This window comes from Flavobacterium pectinovorum (assembly GCF_006438875.1).
GTDB classification, from domain to species: domain Bacteria; phylum Bacteroidota; class Bacteroidia; order Flavobacteriales; family Flavobacteriaceae; genus Flavobacterium; species Flavobacterium pectinovorum_A.
Genome location: NZ_RCZH01000023.1, coordinates 64066 through 82982, shown reverse-complemented (window position 1 = coordinate 82982; position 18917 = coordinate 64066). Strand labels below are relative to the sequence as shown.

Sequence of the window (18917 nt, the reverse complement as noted above, 5' to 3'; positions counted from 1 at the left end):
AAAGACGGTTGCAAATTTACTGTTTTAAAACAAATTAGCGTCAATTATAATTAAAAAGATAAAAAAAAGCACAATCGTTAAATTGTGCTTTAGTTTTTTGTCCGAAAATGCGATTTTAATATTAACCTCTTCTTCCGCCATTACCTCTTGAACTTGAACCACTTTCTCGTTGAGGTTGGCTTCCTCTTGATTCCTGGCTTGTCGCTCTTGGAGCTTCAGAACGTTGTACACTTGGAGTATTTTGTTGTCTTGGTGTACTGGCTCTGTTGTCTGAATAGCTTCTCGTAGGTTCCGTTCTTTGAGGAGTTGGAGTAGAAACTCTGTTGGTATTCGCTGTGTTGGCATTACCTTGTGAATTTCCTCTAGAATAACCTCCATTATTTTGACTGTAATCTCTTCTTCCTTCAGATCTGTTTGTGTTGTCAACTCGTACAGGATTGTTTACAGTTGCAGCGTTGTCTCTGTTTGTAGTGTTTACACGGTTTGTGTTGTAGCTTCTGTCAGAGTTAGCTCTGTTTTCAGCGTAATTTCTGTCAGGAGTTCTATTGTCTGTTGAAGTAGAAACTCTTCCAGTGTTTACTCTGTTTTCACCATAATTTCTGTTAGGAGTTCTATTGTCTGTTCCTGTAGAAATTCTTCCTGTATTTGATCTGTCAGTGTTGTACGTATTTTGAGTTCTGTTATAATCTCTGCTTGCAACACGTCTCTGATCAAGATCATATCTGTTAGAAACATTCGCATGTCTTTGAGAAAAACCATAGTCAGGGCGTCTGGTTTCGTAGCCATAAGAACGTCTTGATTGGTACAAAGCCGGTGCAACATAACTTCTTCTGGTGTTTACATAATTGTAATGATTGTTTACGTTGATACATACATTTATGTTGTTTCTATATCTGTAAATTGGGTAAGGTCTCCACGCAGCATAATAAGTTGGATACACGTTCCAGCCCCATGTAGAGTAGTAAGGTCTGTAATTTGTAACCCAAAAAGAGCTGTAAATTACGGGAGCCACGCTGTACACAGGCTCATAAATATAATTGTCTCCGTATAAATAAGTGTTACCTACAACCTGAACATTTACTTTATTATAATTATCTCTTTCTACATCTATTGTTGCAACATCCTGATAAACATCACGATCAAGAACTGCCTGGATAATTACAACGTGAGTTCTGTTTTCTACAGATTCTATAACACGTAAATAATCTACTTCGTTGTCATCATTTAAATCAAGATTTGAAATTTGATATTTTGGATCGTTCAAACGTCTTTCAAAATCCTGAAGATTCGCTGATTCTCCAAACATAGAAGCAACGGCTCTTAAATCTAAGTTATCGCTGATATCTGAATTTTTTGCATATACAGTAGTTTGGCTTTGTGCTTGACAAGAGGCAAAACCTATTGCTATTATGGCTATTAAAAGTAATTTCGTTTTCATGGCAAAATCATATTAAGATTGATATTTTGATGATATCCAATTACTGTGCCAGAAAAAAAAACAAAACTTAAATTATATGTTAGAATTAATTGTATTTTAGCAACAAATAAATCTTAACCTATATGAAAAAAGTATTGTTGTTTTGTGGCGCTTTTATTTTATTTGTGTCTTTTAAAACGCTGAGTGAGAGTGATAAAAAGATGTTTTATAGTGGTTTCACGTCAATACAAATTGATACTTTATTTCAGGATAAAATCAGCATAAGAGCGATATCAATTGATAAAAATAAAATTTGGTACGGAGCTGATAATTCTCGTTTTGGATACTATGATTTAGATAAAAAAGAGAAATTTGAAGAGCATATTTATCGTGATACTTTAAAATTAGAATTCAGAAGTATTGCTCAAACTTCAAAAGATATTTTCTTATTAAGCGTTGGTAATCCGGCATTACTTTATTCTGTTTCTAAAAAGACGAATAAAGTAAAACTAGTTTATAAAGAAGTTAATCCAAAAATATTTTACGATAGCATGCAATTCTGGAATGATAAAGAAGGAATCGCAATTGGAGATCCAACAGAAGATACTTTTTCGATCATTGTAACTCGTGATGGAGGAGAAACATGGACTAAAATATTGTCTGATAAATTACCGACAAATGCAACTGGCGAAGCAGCTTTTGCAGCCAGTAATACAAATATTGTAATACAAGGAGATGATACGTGGCTGGTTTCCGGAGGAAAAAAAGCGCGTGTTTTTTATTCTCCTGATAAAGCAAAAACATGGAAAGTGGTAGAAACTCCGGTTGTTCATGGAAAAACAATGACAGGAATTTTTACAGCTGACTTTTATGATTCAAAACACGGATTTATTGCTGGTGGAGATTATGAACTTCCAAACAAAAAATCAGATAATAAAGCATTTACTCAGGATGGCGGAAAAACCTGGACTTTAATTGGTCAGGATATGGGATTTGGTTATGCGTCATGTGTACAGTACGTTCCGGGCGGAAATGGTAAAGAAATTGTTTGTGTAGGATCTGAAGGAATACAATATTCTCAAAATGGAGGTCAGAACTGGACACAATTGTCTACAGATTCAAAACTCTTCACACTTCGTTTTGTCAATAGAAACCTGGCAATTGCCGCAGGTCATAATAAAGTAGTAAGACTTCGTTTTAAATAGTCCTAAAATAACAAGAACCCTAAATAATAAAGTAAGTATTATTATATAGGGTTCTTATCGCTGTTGTTTCTTGTTGCAGGTCATTAATCTTTTCCTGCTTTATCTCGGTATTGTTTTAACAATTTTCGATTAAAATCGTCCTCTGATTTTTTTAGTTTCAGAATCTTCTTTGACGAAAGTATCTTTTTTAAATCCGAATTATATTTTACTCTTAAAAGATACAATTCTTTATCCGTGTTTTCCATTTGAGAGAGTAATGCCGCTGCCTCTTTTTCAGAAATCGAATTGATATTATCTTCATCCAATCGCTGTAAGTAAGTTTTCATTTTTTGATGCTTTAATTCGAATTGTTTATCGTCGTAAGCATTATAAATTGGCCAGAATTTCTCTGCTTCTGTAGAAGTCAGTTCTAGTTCAGTTGTTAAAAAAGAAATTTTGTAGGCTTTTACTTTTTCGCGTTTCTCATCTGTTTTATCATTTTGAGCATAAAACGAAAAGCTTACTAAAAACAGAATTATCGGTAGTATTTGTTTGATTTTCATCTTTTAAGTTTTATTTTATTCGGAAATTAAATGTTCTATATTTGGAGTTGACGATAAAATATCTTCAAGAGTTTCGTCTTCTATGGCAACATTTTTATTTAGTTTTTGAATGTCTTTTGCATCTAAATTCTGAATCAAATCATATTGATTCAAATTAGATTGATACGCTAAATAAGTTTCTAAAGTATCTTCGTCAAGCTCCTTAGAAGTTGCGTTGTAATTGTTTACTATCGGAATCATTAAAGCCATAATGATAACGGCGGCAGCAAGAATCGAAAGCACTTTTTTGCGTTTGTAAAACGGAATTACTTTTACTTCTTTTTTGTCTTCGTTAATCTGTTGCAAAACTTTTGCCGATAAATCATCAAAATAATGATCCGGAGTTTTGAATCCAGTCGATATTTTCGGTTCGTTTTCTAGTTTAAATGCTTTCATAATAAGAATAAGATAGATTTTGTTACAAAAGGTTTAATTTGATGTAACATATATTTCGATTTTTTTTACAGCATGATGATAAGAAGCTTTTAAAGCGCCTACTGAAGTTCCTAAAATAGCGGCTATTTCTTCGTATTTTAATTCCTGAAAATACTTCATTTTAAAAACCAATTGTTGCTTTTCGGGCAAAGTAATGATGGCTTTTTGAAGTTTGATTTGAATTTCATCGCCGTCAAAATAAATATCGGCTTTCAAATTATCGATGGTTTTATTTTGTAATGCTTCAGATGTAATGCCGTTTAATTTTGCTTTTTGGCTCAAAAAAGTCAAAGCTTCATTAGTGGCAATTCTATACATCCAGGAAAAAAGTTTGCTTTCTCCTTTAAAGTTTTTTAGGTATTGAAAGACTTTTACAAATGTATTCTGCAAAACATCATCTGCATCATCATGATTCAAAACAATGTTTCGAATATGAACATACAAAGGTCTTTGATATTCAGACAAGAGTTGTTGAAACGCCGTATTTTGCGTTTTAGGATCAAGTAGCTGTTGTATAAATTCCTTTTCGTCTATCAAACTTCTTGATTTATCAAACTTTAGTATTAGAATGAATTTTAAAAAAAAGGTTTAATCAGTCTTACTTTTTTTAAAATTCAGATTGCTCTTCTTCAGGAGTTTTTGTCGCTGGGGTTGCTGCAGGTTTTGGTGTAGGCTTACGTTTTACTGGTTTTGGTGCTGTAGTTGTTGGCGTTCCGGTTTCAGCTTCAACTTCGATTCCAGTATCAGTTCCTGTTACAGTTCCAGGAGTGTAAACTGGCGTTTTTACAACAGGAGCTATTTTAGGTTTTACCGGAAAGTAAATTTCGGTTATTAACTTAGAAGGACTTTTTACATCTAATTTACTGATCGTTAAAATTTCAAGATGTGACCACGATAAATCCGGGAGGATTTTTTCATTGTTTATGTAAGCTGTTGTTTTTGCGATCGCTTCATTTGCATGCGAATAGTCTCCGGTTAATGTTGTTTTTACAGCTTCAAAACCATTTAGTTTTCCGCCTAAAATATCACTTCCGGAAGTTGTTGTAATCTCTCTGTTTGTTGGTAAACAAATCGAAACTTTTGCCAATCCGGTTGTTGCATCATAGGTGTGGTAAATAATAAAAGGTTTCCCATTAGTAGATAAACCGTTACTTTTACTGAACTCAATAAGCTTCGGAATTACAACTCTGGCATTTTTATTTACTTTCGAAATTTCGCTGGTAAAGGTTTGTTTAATATAAGGAGTTTCGACTTTCTTAACAACGCCATTTACTTTTACAGCATAGGTTTTTGTTTCGTAGTCTAAATTTTTGTCAATGTTTGCAAGGCTTTTTTCATAAATAGTTCCAATAACTTTATCAGAACCACCGTTTAGCGCTGTGTAAATTTTAAAAAGAAAACTCATAGTTCCCGTTCCTTTCCAGGTTACTTTAGTTTTTCCGGCAAGAGTATCTTTAAAAGTCCAGTTTACATCCGCTTCCGTTCCGTCATATTTCATTTTTTGCTGAATGCTTTCGCCTTCTATGGTTTTAAGCGTAATTGCATTTCCAGCTCCATCAGGACTGGCAAAATAAACTGAAGCTCCATTTCCGGCTGTTTTATTAGGAAATGTCATTTTTATCGAAGGATCTTCTACAGACCAGGATTCAAAATCTTCATAATTTCTAAAATCATTTACATAGTTGTACACAGTTGCTTTTGGCGAATTGATCACTTTGCTTCTTTCTACAGAAAAAACCCCTTTTTGGGTAGCGACAAACACAGTAAGAGCAACTAAGCTTAATAATAATAAAAGAAATAAATATTTTAGAATCTTCATTGTAGTAGGTTGTTTGGTGTCGTAAAGTTATAAATTTTATTACTACTCGCACTAGTAGCGCCGCAATAAAAGTACACTTTATAAATTTATTTGATCAAAAAAAGTTCTAAATAAAACGATTTTGGGGAAGTTTAATTGTAATTTTTTTGAGATTTATTTTTATTGGTGATTTATCTTTTGAAAAAGAATTTGATCACAAACAAAATGGCGATAAAAAGCAGGAATACAATCAATACTTTATAATTTCCTTTGTAGAAAACTTTGTGTAATGCCAGATCTTTTCGATAAGCAAATATCATTACGATTACAAATGCAATAAAAAAACAGAGAGCGAATATTAATTGTCCTTGACTAAACATAGTAAAAATTATTTTTGACAAATTTAGAGAATTGTATATGAATTGTTGCTAATTTGCCACTTCATTTAATCAATTAAAATCATGAGGAAACAACTTGATGCAGTAACTGAATTTCATACTGCTTTTAAAATAGGTCATAGTCAAACTCCAATTGCTGATTTGGGAGAAACAAAAAAAATACTTCGCTACAATTTGATGAAGGAAGAAAATGAAGAATATCTTGAAGCAGTTCAGAATAATGATTTAGTCGAAATCGCTGATGCTCTTGGAGATATGATGTATATTTTATGCGGAACAATTATCGAACACGGTTTACAAGACAAAATTGAAGCTGTTTTTGACGAGATTCAGCGTAGTAATATGAGTAAACTTGGTGAAGATGGACAACCAATTTACAGAGAAGACGGAAAAGTATTAAAAGGCCCTAATTATTTTAAACCTGATTTTTCTAAACTTTTGTAAAAAACTTGATGGAAAAATTTAGCCGCAGGAGAACGCTAAGTTTTTTATATTAGCAAGATTTTGTAAAAAACACAAAGTTCGCAAAGCTGATTCGAGACAAGCTTTGCGAACTTTGTGTTTTTGAAGCTAATACAAGATAAAATCTTAGCGTTCTCTGCGATAAAATTAATATGCTTTAAGTATGTAATTTATGGTTCTATGTGTTTAATTTATATTAATAACGAGTACACTAAAATAAAAAATCCCTAATAGGTTTCTAAAACTTATTAGGGATTTTGTTTTTGTTATTCTGCAGATGGAATATCTTCCAAACGGTAATAAATTTTCAAGCCTCTTTCTTTAGCAATTTTGACATCGTTATCAGCTCCTTTTGATTCGCCTTCAAGTCGAAGAACAGCATCGCATTTTTCAAGAAGTCTATGCGCGACAGGATATTGTATCTCGTCCCAAGCGTTGTCGCCAATTTGTTTTGAACCGGCTAAATGAAGCAAAGGTAAGGCGAGCCATTCCCCAATTACAGGCAAATGTCCCATTCTGAATAAAGGAAGTGCTACAGCTTCTAATCTGTCTAAATTTTGTTGAATTAATTTTGGGTCATCATTTGTCCCGCCACGATAAGGTCCTGCAATAAGTATAAGCATATCTTCTGATTTTTTTACAAAGCACGGGAAGATATCACAGTAAAAAAATAATGTAGTTTAAGAAATTGGCTATTTATTTTTGTTGGCCCGTATCATGCTTAAAAACTCGGGAGTAATTCCTAAATAAGACGCTATTTGTTTCTGAGTCACTTGTTTTGCGACCTGTGGGTACTTGTCTAAAAAAATATGATAGCGCTGTTCTGCCGAAAGCGAAAGATTTTGAATAACTCTCAATTGTTCCCGTATATAAGCGTTTTGCATTATGATTCTGAAGAATCGTTCGAATTTTGGAATTTTAATATATAAGTCATCCAAATCTTCTTTTTGCAAATGTAATATTAGGCTTTCTTCGAGTGTTTCGATATTCAACATTGCGGGTTGTTGGTTTATAAAACAAGACATATCAGTAATCCACCAGTCAGAAACGGCAAACATAATAGTTGATTCTTTTCCTTGAGAATCTCTGTAAAATGCTCTTAAGGTTCCGGATTGAACAAAATTTATGGTTTTGCAAATTTCCCCTTCTTTCAAAATAACGCTCTTTTTAGGATATTTCTTTTCCTTTAGAATCGAAAGAAAATAGGGTATTTCATTTTCGTCAAGCGAAATATGTTTGGCAATATTCTTTAAAACAATATCTTGTGTCATTCTTTTTATCAATGCTAATTGTTGTGGCGAAACATTAAAAATTTTATTCTCGTCATTATTTTTTTATCGCAGAGAGTACAATACCGATAGCTATCGGGATTCACAAAGTTCACTAAGATTTAAGTTGTTTTACACAATCTAAGTCCGCAAAGCTTTGTGCGTCATTTTTGTCATTTCGACGAAGGAGAAATCACACTCGGGATTCGACAAAGATTGGCGATTTTGATTGTGGAGTTTCTAGTGTGATTTCTCCTTCGTCGAAATGACAAGATTGTGTTTAATCTCAGTCTTCTCTGCAGTGAAATTAGTTTTACATTTTAGTAATAGTATAAATAGAAAACCCGACAACTGTTAAGCTGTCGGGTTTGATTTTATATTTATCTTTTAATTATTGAACTTTTACAGTCCATCCAAAAGTATCTTCAGAAAGTTTATTTTGAAGACTAGTTAGTTTTTCTTTTAAAAGAGCACCGTAAGTATTCTCAATTGGAGCCATTTCATAATAAACATCCTGATAAGAGAATCCTTTGATTACGCTTATAACAGCCGCAGTTCCAGCACCAAAAATTTCTTTTAATGAACCGTTTTTAGCAGCTTCTACTAATTCTGAAACAATAACAGGACGAACTTCTACTTTAAGACCTTCTTTTTCTGCCATAGTAATCAAACTTTTTCTGGTAATACCATCTAAAATTCTTTCGCTTGTTGGAGCAGTCAATAAAGTATCGTTAATTCTAAAGAAAACATTCATAGTTCCAGCTTCTTCCAGTTTAGTATGCGTTGCATCATCAGTCCAGATTATTTGCTGAAAACCGTCTTTGTTTGCTAAGTTAGTTGGATAAAACTGTGCAGCATAGTTTCCGGCAGCTTTTGCAGCACCAATTCCTCCATTTGCAGCTCTACTATAATGTTCAGCAATAATTACTTTTACCTCACCTGAATAATAAGATTTTGCAGGAGAAAGTAAAATCATGAATTTATATTCGTCAGAAGGATTTGCAATAACTCCGGCTCCAGTAGCAATCATAAAAGGACGGATATACATACTAGCTCCGTTTCCTCTTTGAATCCATTCCTGATCAATTTTTAATAATTCATTCAAACCATCCATAAAAATAGCTTCCGGAACTTCTGGCATTGCCATACGAACTGCAGAATTATTAAAACGTTTGAAGTTTTCATCTGGTCTAAACAACCAAACATCATTATTATCATCCTTATAAGCTTTCATTCCTTCAAAAATAGCTTGCCCGTAATGAAAGACTTTTGAAGAAGGATCCATTAAAATTGGAGCATAAGGTTTAATGACAGGATTTGACCACTCTCCGTTTTTAAAATCACATTCGAATAAATGGTCTGTAAAAACAGCACCAAAGCTTAAGTTTTCAAAGTCTACTCCGCTTATTTTTGACGAAGTTGCTTTTCTGATTTCAATTTTGCTTGTTTGAGTTGTACTCATAATAATGTAAGGTTTTTATGTATTTTCATTTCAATAGAAAGTATCTAAAGTAATGATTTGGTATAAAATAGAATTTATTCAATGCAAAATTAAGTAAAAATATATAATTTACTTAGTAAAACTGCATTATTTAGTGCCTTTAACTGCGATTTATTTATCTTATAATAAAGTCAAAAAAAAGGCGCGGTTTTATAAAGAATTTATGAAAAAAGTGCGGATTTTTAAGGCTTTACGCATTTGTTTTGCCTAAATTTGACTCGTAAAATCGCTTGAAAACGTACAAAAATGTACTACAAATTTATAAATAGTGGAAAGAGAGATAATTAAAACGCTGGACGGGTCAACAACAATTCATTTAAAAGAGTGGGATGAATGTTACCATTCTAAGCATGGAGCAATTCAGGAAGCAAAACATGTATTTATAAAAAACGGACTCTCCTTATTTGAAAAGAATCCGGTAAGTATTCTCGAAATTGGTTTTGGAACTGGTTTGAATGCTTTTATTACATTTTTGGAATCCAACCAGAAACAACAAAAGATTGATTATGTTGGAGTAGAAGCCTATCCGGTTGATGCCAAAGAAGTTTTGGAGATGAATTATGTTACGGAACTTGACGCATTGGAATTTGACAACATTTTTGAAAAAATGCATAAATGTGAATGGAATGAGAAAACCGAAATTAGCACTGATTTTTCGTTAACCAAAAGGAAACAATTTTTTGATGAAATAAACGACTTTGAAATTTTTGATTTGATTTACTTTGATGCCTTCGGATATCGTGTGCAGCCGGAGTTATGGAGCACTGAAATTTTCAGGAAAATGTACAATAGTTTAAAACCAAATGGCGTTTTGGTAACATACGCCGCGCGCGGAGTTGTTAAAAGAAGTATGATTGAAGTTGGATTTACTGTCGAAAAATTGGCAGGTCCTCCAGGAAAGCGAGAGATGTTTAGAGCCTTTAAAAAGGTTTAAATGAGTTGTTTAGAATCGTTCTATATTGATTTATATTTATTAAGAAAACGTATTCGTTGCTAAAGTTTTTAAAAAAATAAGTTAAATTAAGTGTGTATGAATGATATTTGTTTAAATTTGTTGCGAGTTTAGAAATATAGATAACCCCCGAAAATCTTATTTTATTATGTCAAAAATGATGTTTGATTACACGAAATCAATACTTGAGAGAGTTAGTTTCGACCCGATACTTTTCTGTAAAGAATTAGAGAAAGCTATCAAAACACTGTTACCGTACGAAATGGAACAATTACAAGAATGGTTATTAAATTTCATTATTGAAAAACCAGAATTAAAACAAAGTTTACTACTAATTAAAGTATAAAAAAAGGAGCCAAATTGGCTCCTTTTTTATTTTATTTCTTTTGTAGCGGACTGATGATTTGAACGTTCTGAAAAACAATTGCTCCTTTTACAACTCCGGCAATTGTAGATCGCAATGCGTCAATGATTTGCATTTTTAATTCGCTCTTTGGGTAAATTAAACTTACCTCACGAGCTGGTTTTGGTTCCTTAAAGTTACGCAGTTTCAGTTTGTCGGACTCTTTTAAGTCTAAGGTGTGCAAGTACGGAAGTAACGTTGTGCCCAAACCTTCGTCGGCTAATTTTATTAGGGTTTCAAAGCTTCCACTTTGAATCTGAAAATTAGTCTGATCGATATCAGAACCGTTTTTGCATAAATTCAAAATTCCGTCTCTAAAACAATGTCCATCCTGCAAAAGCAAAATTTCGTTGAGGTTTAGATCCGCAACTTCAATTTCTTCTTTCTGAAAACTTGCGTGATGCTCCGGGATATACGCTACGAAAGGTTCAAAATACAAAACGATTTCTTTTATTTTTTCGTCTTCAAGCGGAGTTGCAGCAATTGCAGCATCAAGATGACCATTTTTTAGCTTCACAATAATTTCATCCGTGTTTAGCTCTTCAATCAGAAGTTTTACTTTTGGATATTTTTTTATGAAATTACTCAAAAACATCGGTAAAAGCGTTGGCATAATTGTCGGGATAATTCCCAAACGAAACTCTCCCCCAATAAAACCTTTTTGTTGTTCTACAATGTCTTTAATTCTGTCCGCTTCATTTACAATGTTTTTGGCCTGATTTACAATCTTCTGACCAATATCAGTAAGTTGAATAGGTTTTTTACTTCTGTCGAAGATCAAAATATTAAGTTCTTCTTCAATTTTTTGAATTTGCATGCTTAAAGTAGGCTGAGTAACAAAACATTTTTCAGCAGCAAGTGTGAAATTTTTATGTTCGGCAACGGCTAATACATATTGCAATTGAGTTATAGTCATTTTGATAGTATTTTTTGATGCAAAAATAAGAAAATATAATTTTTTTTGATACTATTTTCAAAGAACTTGTTTTAAATTTGTAGTAAACATATTATAAAACGAATAACTATGAAAACAAATATTTTAGGATTACCTGTAAAAGAGTCTGAATTATTAGTAAAAGAACTAAATGTACTATTGTCAAACTTTCAGGTTTACTATCAGAATTTAAGAGGAATACATTGGAATATTCGTGGGAAACGTTTTTTTGATTTACATGTAAAATTTGAAGAATTGTACACAGATGCACAATTAAAAATAGATATGATTGCCGAAAGAGTTCTGACAATAGGAGGAACGCCTCTGCATACCTTTGAGGATTATATTAAAAATAACAAATTGGCGGTTGGAAAAAACATTTCAAACGATGAAAAAGCAGTTCAGTTAATTGTTCATTCTTTAACTGATTTATTAAAAATTGAAAGAGAAATTCTAAAACAATCTGATGATATTAGCGACGAAGGAACCAATTCCATGATGAGTGACTTCATTGCAGAACAGGAAAAAACAATCTGGATGATGAACGCCTGGTTAGAAGAAGAGTTGTAATGAATTGTTTTTGAAAGAAATATAAACAGAATGTTAGCTTGCTTTCATTCTGTTTTTTTTTGATTGTTAAATTTGTATAAAATTTTTAGCCCTTGTGCTTTGATTTTATTTCTTTAACACTATTTTTGCTCCAATGAAATTAATCGCTCGCATACTATTATTTATATTTATTGCTTTCTTAGCTACCCCAACTGTTGTTAGGATGTTTAAGGAAAGTAAAAATTCGTGTATGGTTTTCAGTTTTGCTGAAGAAGAGCATTCGCATAAAGAACTTAAGGCTGCTGTTCATCCGGCAATACTTCAACATGAAGTGATAATGCCAGTTTATATTCAAAAAAAGACCATAGTGTCTGAAAATATTGTAAAACTAGACAATATTTCTCCGAGCATTTTTGCTCCCCCTCCAAACTTGGCATAATACTTCCGATTATTTTGAACTCAACTACATTTTGAATAAATGTGGTTAATCTTTAATGAATAATTTTTTTAGTATTGTGTTATGACAAAAAAAATCAATCTTTTTGCTAACCTTAAATCTGATTTTGCTTCAGGTTTAGTGGTTTTCTTGGTGGCTCTTCCGTTGTGTTTAGGTATTGCAATGGCTTCTGGAGCACCTTTGTTTTCTGGAATTATCGCAGGTGTTATTGGTGGTATTGTGGTAGGTTATTTAAGCCAGTCACACATCAGTGTATCTGGACCGGCAGCTGGACTAACAGCGATAATTTTAACTGCTATTACTGATTTTGGTGCTTTTGATGTGTTTTTAATGTCTGTTTTTATCGCTGGACTAATTCAATTAGCATTAGGGTTTTTAAAAGCCGGAAGTATATCAAACTATTTTCCAACCAATGTAATTGAAGGAATGCTGGCAGGTATCGGGATCATTATTATCCTAAAACAATTGCCGCATGCTTTTGGGTATGATGCAGATTTTGAGGGTGATCAGGCATTTGCACAAAATGACGGAAGTAATTCATTTTCGTTTTTATTCGATGTTTTAAATCACATTCAGTTAGGAGCAGTAGTTATTACATTAGTTTCACTTGTAATTTTAATTTCATGGGATAAAGTTCCCTTTTTAAGAAGATTAAAATTAGTTCCGGGTGCATTAGTGGCTGTGGTTGCCGGAGTACTTTTGAACGAATTTTTTGTTTCAACAGGAAGCTCATTGGCAATTGCAAAAGAACATTTGGTTTCATTGCCAGTTCCAAAATCTTTTGATGAATTTAAATCTATTCTGATTACACCAAACTTCGCCGCTGTTACAAATCCGCAGGTTTGGGTGGTAGCAATAACAATTGCCATTGTGGCTTCTATCGAAACATTATTATGTATTGAAGCTGCTGACAGAATGGATGTTCAAAAACGTTATACGAATACAAATGTTGAGCTCAGAGCTCAGGGTATTGGTAATATTGTGAGTTCACTTTTGGGTGGTTTACCAATGACATCTGTTGTGGTGAGATCATCTGCTAATAATAACGCCGGTGCAAAATCTAAAATGTCTGCTATTATTCACGGGGTACTTTTGCTAATAAGTGTTTTGTCTATTCCGGCACTTTTAAACAAGATTCCATTGGCAACTTTGGCTACCGTGTTGATTTTAGTGGGATATAAATTAGCAAAACCAGCTACTTTCATTCATTTCTGGGAAAAAGGAAAATACCAGTTTGTGCCCTTTATTGCAACCTTAGTATTTGTTGTAGCAACAGATTTACTTAAAGGAGTTGCTTTAGGAATTATCATCAGTATTATTTTTGTGTTAAGAGGAAACCTGAAAAGAGCTTACAGCTTCAAGAAAGAAGAATATGAAGACGGAGATGTTATTCATATCGATCTGGCTCAGGAAGTTTCATTCTTAAACAAAGCGGCTATCAAATTGACATTGAACGAGATTCCTGAAAACTCAAAAGTAATCATCAATGCGCATGATACAGAGTATATTGCACATGATGTTTTAGATTTAATTCGCGAGTTTAAAGAAACGAGAGCAGTCGATGAAAACATCAAAGTGAAACTAAAAGGATTCAAACAAGCTTATGAGCTTGAAAATTCTCCGGATATTGGTAATCACGTGTCTATAGAACATTATTATGATGTTGCAAAAAGGGCTTTGGTTAAAAAAGAAACGGTAAAAGAAAATATTTAAACAAATTAATTTTAATTAAGGTATTTCTTGAGTGTGAGAAGTATTAAAAATTAGATAACTTTACAGTAAGTTATTTTTGATATGTTTAATCATTTAGAAATACCATTCAAAAAACAAAAAAATGAGAGAGTTTTATAAGCAGTTATTAGAAAACAACAAAGCATGGGTTGAAAAATCATTAGCATTAGACCCAAATTATTTTGCAGATTTAGCCAAAGGTCAAACACCGCCTTTATTATGGATTGGATGTTCTGACAGTCGTGTCCCTGCAAATGAAATTATTGGTGCTAAGCCGGGTGAGGTTTTTGTTCACCGTAATATTGCAAACATGGTAGTGCATTCAGACATGAATATGTTGAGTGTACTGGATTATGCAGTAAATGTTCTAAAAGTAAAACACGTTATTGTTTGCGGACATTATGGCTGTGGCGGTGTAAAAGCTGCAATGGGAAATATGTCTGTTGGAATTATCGACAACTGGATTCGTCACATTAAAGATGAATACCGTTTACATGATAAATACCTGAATTCAATTGAGGATGAAACAGAACGTTTTAATGCTTTTGTAGAAATAAATGCTAAAGAACAAGTTTACAACTTGGCAAAAACTTCAATTGTACAAGGTGCCTGGAAAAATGGTCAGGATTTAATGCTTCACGGATGGGTTTATGGATTAAATTCTGGTTTTGTAACAGATTTGAACGTAAACATTAGTTCGAACGATGAATTAGATGACGTTTACCAGCTTACTAACTTATAGAAAATAAAAAATCGCCTCAAAAGGGCGATTTTTTTTATTCGTTTTCGTCTAGATTCTCATTAAATGCAGATGGCAGCATTGTTGGAATAAACTTTATTAAAATCGGTAATAATAAACTTCCGCCAGGAAGTAAAAAAATCGTTAGTGACGGAATCGTTTTGCAAATATCCAGCAGTTGTTTCTTTACCTTTTTCTTTTCTTTAGCATCTAAATCTCTGGTTGTAGAATAAGCCAGCAGAATCATTAATTCTTTACTTTGGACAATTTCCTTAACTAATCTGTTTTTGTTTCTTATAATCAGTTTTACAACGCTGTGCGTCATTTGATCATAAAAATGTTTTACAGGATTAGAGTAATTAAAATACGGGATTTTCTTTTTGTGAGTGGTGATAAAGTCATTGGTTGTTTCAATGCTTTTGGATACAAAATCATCATAAACACCCATCATTGATCCTAATGAATATAAAAAGTAAGCCTCTTCATTTTCTACAACGCCATCACTCCATAACGCCATTCCTGCCATGTCAATTAAGTAATATTGCTCCAATTTATTGCTGAAATAGTCTAACTGCAAAGTTTCTAAAGTATCAACGGTAACTTTAGAAAACTTAGAATATCGTATCGAAGCTTCAAAAAGTTTTATCAATAAATCATCATGTTGAGATTTTACTGTTTTGGTTTTTAGAGCAAGGGCTACAATACCAAGAACCGTTTCTTCAATACGCTTTAAGTATTTTTCAGGAATTGAACCTTTTTCAAGATATTGTCTAAAAGCCAATACGTCAATAAACAATAATGCATTGGTTACCAAATGCGAAAAGTTTTTACTAATGATACTGTCATTGGTCTGAACGCGCTGGTCAATTATGCTTTCTAAGGAATAGGAAGGAGAATCTTTTGGAAGTAAAATTTTGAACAGATTAAATCCTTCCGGATTCATTTCTTTATAAAATTTTAAAACCTCTGTGATAAAGTTATTAGGTTCAGAACTTCTTTTTTCTAAACAAAAAACATGATATAAGGTATTTAGTAAAGCAACTTTAGAAATCTCAGTTTTAAACCATCCTTTTATAGGAATAGGAATTTGAGAATCGATAGTTATGATATGACCATAAATAAAACCAGTTTCTCTGACTTTATAGTAAAACGAATCTGTAGTCTCAAAAGGAATAGCTTCTGAAAACTTTTGTTCACTAAAAAACTTGTCTATCCAACCTGATGCTGATGGGTTAATCATTAACTTTAATTTATAGCTGCAAAGCTATATCTTTTTCTTGTTTTGGGATTAGTTTTAAATGAAATAACCACTACATTTTGTGAAAATATAGTGGTTATCTTGTTTTTTATTTGATGATCCCTGCACAAGCAACTCTTCCGCCGGCATTTCCTGTTGGTTGTGTCGTAAAATCATCCGTTCCCTGATGCACGATTAAACCTTTTCCTAAGATATCTTTAGTTGCATCTCCACAGCCAATACACCATTCGTCAGTAGTTAATGTTATAGTTCCGTTCCCTTTTGCATCAGCAGTAAAGTTTCCGATATCACCCTTGTGGTATTCAGCAGAACCCCATTTTCCATGTTTTTTGAAAGTAGGATTCCAGTGTCCGCCAGCAGAACTTCCGTCAGCAGCGCTACAATCTGATTTTTCATGGATGTGTATTGCGTGAACACCAGGCTGTAAACCAGCCATTTTTGCCACGAAAGTTACTTTTCCGTTTTTCTCCGTAAAAGTAGCAGTTCCGCTAACTGTACTGTTACTTTTTGGCTCCAATGCCACAGTTATAGTTTTAGCATCACTTGATTTTGTACTAGTCTTGCAGCCAATGATTAAGGCTGTTATTATTGCGAAAGAAACAATTATTTTTTTCATATACGAGGCTTTTGTATTAAAGATTAAGTAAATTTAACATAAAATTCCGACATTGACTGACGCTAAGAGTTAAAAAAATCTAAAACTATTGGTTGTAATTTAATTTAGCTTTAAGCGAAAAAGCAAAATTTATTGCGTAATTTCGTAGGAATTTGAATTTAAAAGTTTGAGAATTAGTGTTTATTGTTTTTTAATTTAATCTTTAGAATTATGATAAAAAATGTTTTAACCTTAGTTTTTTTGGGAGTTGTTTTAATCTCTTGCAACGCTTCTAAAACTCAAAAAGAAGATTCCGTTTCTAAACTTGAAGGAACATGGGAATTAAATTACATCACCGGACCAAGAATAGCTTTTGAGGGTTTGTACCCACATGGAAAACCAACTATTAATTTTGATTTGAAAGAAAATCGTGTTTCAGGAAGCAATAGCTGTAACAACTATACAGGAAGTCTGAATGTAACCGGAAACAAAATTGATTTTACTCAACCAATGGCAGTGACCAAAAGGATGTGTATGGATGGGCAGCAAGGCGAACAGGTTTATATGAGCACATTGCCAAAAATCACTTCGTATGATGTTACTGATAATGGTAAAACTTTAAATTTTATCTCCGGTGATATTGCAATGATGCGATTTACGAAAAAATAGAATCAACTTTTCTAAATTTTATTAAATAAACGTTTTATGAAAACTAAAATAACGGTGTTGATGTTGTTTTGCTTTTTTAATATGACTGTTTTTGGACAGGAAAAAACAAAGAAAGAATTAAAAGCAGAAAGGGAATTAAAAAAACAAAAAGAAACAGATAGTTTAATAAACTCTAAAAATTTTGTTTTTGAAGCGCAAAAAGCCCAACCATTGGGAACTAGGCAGATTAATTTAGATTACAATACTTATTTTTTAAAATTTAATACCACAAAAACAACGAGCGATTTACCATTTTTTGGGCGCGCTTACAACGTAGCATATGGAGGAGATGGCGGGATTAAATTTGAAGGAATACCAGAGAATATTCAGATTGAAAAAAAGAATAAAAGTTACAACGTCAAAGCAACTGTAAAAGGTAAAGATGATGTTTATGATTTATTATTTTCTGTTTTTTCTGATGGAGGAGCGACGCTTTCTATCAATAGCAATAATAGAGCAGCAATTTCTTATCAGGGAGTTATTTATGCTCCTAAAAAAGACGAAAGTATCAAGTAGAATGCTAACCATTGTGTCCCGAATCTCTATCATTTATGCCAAAAAAGAATTTGTATTTTTTGCTTGAAAAGTATCCCTTAATACTGATATTTTTTTTATTGGTAACAGCATCTTACAGCCAGGATTTAGAGCCGAGGGTTTATGCTAATGTTGCAAAAAACTTAAATGTAATTGCCGTTGGTTATGTTTTTATGGATGGGAATGTGTTGACAGAACCTTCATTGCCTATAGCAGATTTTACCGTTCAAAGCCATAATGTGGCAGTAAACTATATCAGAACTTTTGGAATATTAAATAAATTGGCACGTGTTCAGGTTTCGCTTCCATATTCTTTTATGGATGGCCAAGTAACCGGTACAAATGGTACTATTTTAACGGGGTCAAGAACTGGTTTTGCTGATATGAAAGTACGATTTGGAATCAATCTTCTTGGTTCTCCTGCTTTAGATAAATCAGAATTCCGAAAGTTTGAGCAGAAAACTATTTTGGGAGTCAGTTTGGTTACTTCAATTCCAACAGGAAAATATTACGATGATAAAAGAATTAATATAGGCACAAACCGTTGGGGATTTAAACCCGAGATTGGGGTTTCGAAACGATTTGCCCACGTCTATGCAGAAGCTTATGGAGGAGTTTGGTTTTACACCGATAATAATGACTTTCTTGGAAAAAAACTACAGCAAAAAACAACTTATAGTTTACAGGCACATGCCAGTTATTACTTTAAAAACAATATGTGGATTGGTTTTAATACCAACTGGTTCTTTGGTGGAAAAACAATTACCGATGGAGTGGCAGATGATAGCCAGATTGATAATTGGCGGGTAGGAGGTACCTTTTCAACTCCAATTGCCAAAGGACAATCGGTTAAATTTCAATATCATGTAGGAGCCTATACAAACAACGGATTAAATTATTATGCTTTAAGTGTGGCGTATCAATATTCGTTTTTTTAAAACATAAGAATTTTTTTATATTGATTTATTTAATCTGTTAAAAATCAGTATATT

The 18917-nt window shown here is 32.9% G+C and carries 22 protein-coding genes; 11 read left to right on the top strand and 11 right to left on the bottom strand.

Annotation, left to right across the window (positions count from 1 at the left end):
- Nucleotides 1–121: 121 nt before the first annotated feature.
- A complete protein-coding gene (locus EAH81_RS24710; protein WP_140511668.1) occupies nucleotides 122–1438 on the bottom strand; it encodes a hypothetical protein in 1317 nt (438 codons plus the stop codon).
- 122 nt (nucleotides 1439–1560) lie between these two features.
- On the opposite strand from EAH81_RS24710, the gene EAH81_RS24705 reads away from it, so the two are divergent.
- Nucleotides 1561–2622: an oxidoreductase gene (locus EAH81_RS24705; protein WP_140511667.1), complete on the top strand. Its 1062-nt coding sequence runs from the start codon at nucleotides 1561–1563 to the stop codon at nucleotides 2620–2622.
- An 83-nt stretch (nucleotides 2623–2705) separates the two neighbouring features.
- Here the strand turns inward: EAH81_RS24705 and EAH81_RS24700 are convergent, their stop codons facing one another.
- From EAH81_RS24700 to EAH81_RS24685, 4 genes are all read right to left on the bottom strand, one after another.
- On the bottom strand, nucleotides 2706–3164 hold the full coding sequence (locus EAH81_RS24700) for a sensor of ECF-type sigma factor (protein ID WP_140511666.1): 459 nt from the start codon (nucleotides 3162–3164) through the stop codon (nucleotides 2706–2708).
- A 15-nt stretch (nucleotides 3165–3179) separates the two neighbouring features.
- Nucleotides 3180–3599, bottom strand: coding sequence for a hypothetical protein (locus tag EAH81_RS24695; protein ID WP_140511665.1), 420 nt, complete (start codon nucleotides 3597–3599; stop codon nucleotides 3180–3182).
- A 33-nt stretch (nucleotides 3600–3632) separates the two neighbouring features.
- Nucleotides 3633–4175: an RNA polymerase sigma factor gene (locus tag EAH81_RS24690; RefSeq protein ID WP_140511664.1), complete on the bottom strand. Its 543-nt coding sequence runs from the start codon at nucleotides 4173–4175 to the stop codon at nucleotides 3633–3635.
- 70 nt (nucleotides 4176–4245) lie between these two features.
- Complete coding sequence (locus EAH81_RS24685; RefSeq protein WP_140511663.1) at nucleotides 4246–5457, bottom strand: SRPBCC family protein; 1212 nt, start codon at nucleotides 5455–5457, stop codon at nucleotides 4246–4248.
- Between the two features lie 440 nt (nucleotides 5458–5897).
- Between EAH81_RS24685 and EAH81_RS24675 the strand changes: the two genes are divergently transcribed.
- Nucleotides 5898–6278: a nucleoside triphosphate pyrophosphohydrolase family protein gene (locus tag EAH81_RS24675; protein ID WP_140511662.1), complete on the top strand. Its 381-nt coding sequence runs from the start codon at nucleotides 5898–5900 to the stop codon at nucleotides 6276–6278.
- A gap of 284 nt (nucleotides 6279–6562) precedes the next feature.
- On the opposite strand, the gene EAH81_RS24670 is transcribed toward EAH81_RS24675, so the two are convergent.
- The 3 genes from EAH81_RS24670 to EAH81_RS24660 all read right to left on the bottom strand — a co-directional run bounded on the left by EAH81_RS24670 (nucleotide 6563) and on the right by EAH81_RS24660 (nucleotide 9026).
- Nucleotides 6563–6919 (bottom strand): DUF4406 domain-containing protein, encoded by a 357-nt coding sequence (locus EAH81_RS24670; RefSeq protein ID WP_140511661.1) that lies wholly within the window; start codon nucleotides 6917–6919, stop codon nucleotides 6563–6565.
- A gap of 69 nt (nucleotides 6920–6988) precedes the next feature.
- On the bottom strand, nucleotides 6989–7567 hold the full coding sequence (locus EAH81_RS24665; protein ID WP_140511660.1) for a Crp/Fnr family transcriptional regulator: 579 nt from the start codon (nucleotides 7565–7567) through the stop codon (nucleotides 6989–6991).
- A 388-nt stretch (nucleotides 7568–7955) separates the two neighbouring features.
- Entirely contained in the window at nucleotides 7956–9026 is a 1071-nt protein-coding gene (locus EAH81_RS24660) for a branched-chain amino acid aminotransferase (protein WP_140511659.1), read from the bottom strand.
- 307 nt (nucleotides 9027–9333) lie between these two features.
- Here EAH81_RS24660 and mnmD point away from each other — a divergent pair, with 307 nt between their 5' ends.
- Nucleotides 9334–9999 carry a tRNA (5-methylaminomethyl-2-thiouridine)(34)-methyltransferase MnmD gene (mnmD, locus tag EAH81_RS24655; RefSeq protein ID WP_140511658.1) on the top strand — a complete coding sequence of 222 codons (666 nt, stop codon included), beginning with the start codon at nucleotides 9334–9336 and terminating at the stop codon, nucleotides 9997–9999.
- A 166-nt stretch (nucleotides 10000–10165) separates the two neighbouring features.
- A complete protein-coding gene (locus EAH81_RS27950; RefSeq protein ID WP_017496117.1) occupies nucleotides 10166–10363 on the top strand; it encodes a hypothetical protein in 198 nt (65 codons plus the stop codon).
- 31 nt (nucleotides 10364–10394) lie between these two features.
- Here EAH81_RS27950 and EAH81_RS24645 read toward each other — a convergent pair whose 3' ends face one another.
- Complete coding sequence (locus tag EAH81_RS24645) at nucleotides 10395–11336, bottom strand: LysR substrate-binding domain-containing protein (protein WP_140511657.1); 942 nt, start codon at nucleotides 11334–11336, stop codon at nucleotides 10395–10397.
- A gap of 108 nt (nucleotides 11337–11444) precedes the next feature.
- Between EAH81_RS24645 and EAH81_RS24640 the strand changes: the two genes are divergently transcribed.
- The 4 genes from EAH81_RS24640 to can all read left to right on the top strand — a co-directional run bounded on the left by EAH81_RS24640 (nucleotide 11445) and on the right by can (nucleotide 14833).
- On the top strand, nucleotides 11445–11924 hold the full coding sequence (locus EAH81_RS24640; protein WP_140511656.1) for a Dps family protein: 480 nt from the start codon (nucleotides 11445–11447) through the stop codon (nucleotides 11922–11924).
- Nucleotides 11925–12057: 133 nt separating this feature from the next.
- Entirely contained in the window at nucleotides 12058–12342 is a 285-nt protein-coding gene (locus tag EAH81_RS24635; protein ID WP_140511655.1) for a hypothetical protein, read from the top strand.
- An 81-nt stretch (nucleotides 12343–12423) separates the two neighbouring features.
- Nucleotides 12424–14073, top strand: coding sequence for a SulP family inorganic anion transporter (locus EAH81_RS24630; RefSeq protein WP_140511654.1), 1650 nt, complete (start codon nucleotides 12424–12426; stop codon nucleotides 14071–14073).
- Between the two features lie 121 nt (nucleotides 14074–14194).
- On the top strand, nucleotides 14195–14833 hold the full coding sequence (gene can / locus EAH81_RS24625) for a carbonate dehydratase (RefSeq protein WP_140511653.1): 639 nt from the start codon (nucleotides 14195–14197) through the stop codon (nucleotides 14831–14833).
- Nucleotides 14834–14867: 34 nt separating this feature from the next.
- Here can and EAH81_RS24620 read toward each other — a convergent pair whose 3' ends face one another.
- Nucleotides 14868–16070 carry an LETM1-related biofilm-associated protein gene (locus EAH81_RS24620; RefSeq protein WP_140511652.1) on the bottom strand — a complete coding sequence of 401 codons (1203 nt, stop codon included), beginning with the start codon at nucleotides 16068–16070 and terminating at the stop codon, nucleotides 14868–14870.
- 106 nt (nucleotides 16071–16176) lie between these two features.
- Nucleotides 16177–16704 carry a superoxide dismutase family protein gene (locus EAH81_RS24615; protein ID WP_140511651.1) on the bottom strand — a complete coding sequence of 176 codons (528 nt, stop codon included), beginning with the start codon at nucleotides 16702–16704 and terminating at the stop codon, nucleotides 16177–16179.
- Between the two features lie 210 nt (nucleotides 16705–16914).
- Here EAH81_RS24615 and EAH81_RS24610 point away from each other — a divergent pair, with 210 nt between their 5' ends.
- Genes EAH81_RS24610 through EAH81_RS24600 form a run of 3 tightly spaced genes read left to right on the top strand, consistent with a single transcriptional unit; the run spans nucleotide 16915 to nucleotide 18863 of the window.
- Nucleotides 16915–17352 (top strand): META domain-containing protein, encoded by a 438-nt coding sequence (locus tag EAH81_RS24610; protein WP_140511650.1) that lies wholly within the window; start codon nucleotides 16915–16917, stop codon nucleotides 17350–17352.
- Nucleotides 17353–17388: 36 nt separating this feature from the next.
- Nucleotides 17389–17907, top strand: coding sequence for a DUF4251 domain-containing protein (locus tag EAH81_RS24605; RefSeq protein WP_140511649.1), 519 nt, complete (start codon nucleotides 17389–17391; stop codon nucleotides 17905–17907).
- Nucleotides 17908–17942: 35 nt separating this feature from the next.
- On the top strand, nucleotides 17943–18863 hold the full coding sequence (locus tag EAH81_RS24600) for a transporter (protein WP_140511648.1): 921 nt from the start codon (nucleotides 17943–17945) through the stop codon (nucleotides 18861–18863).
- Nucleotides 18864–18917 lie beyond the last annotated feature (54 nt).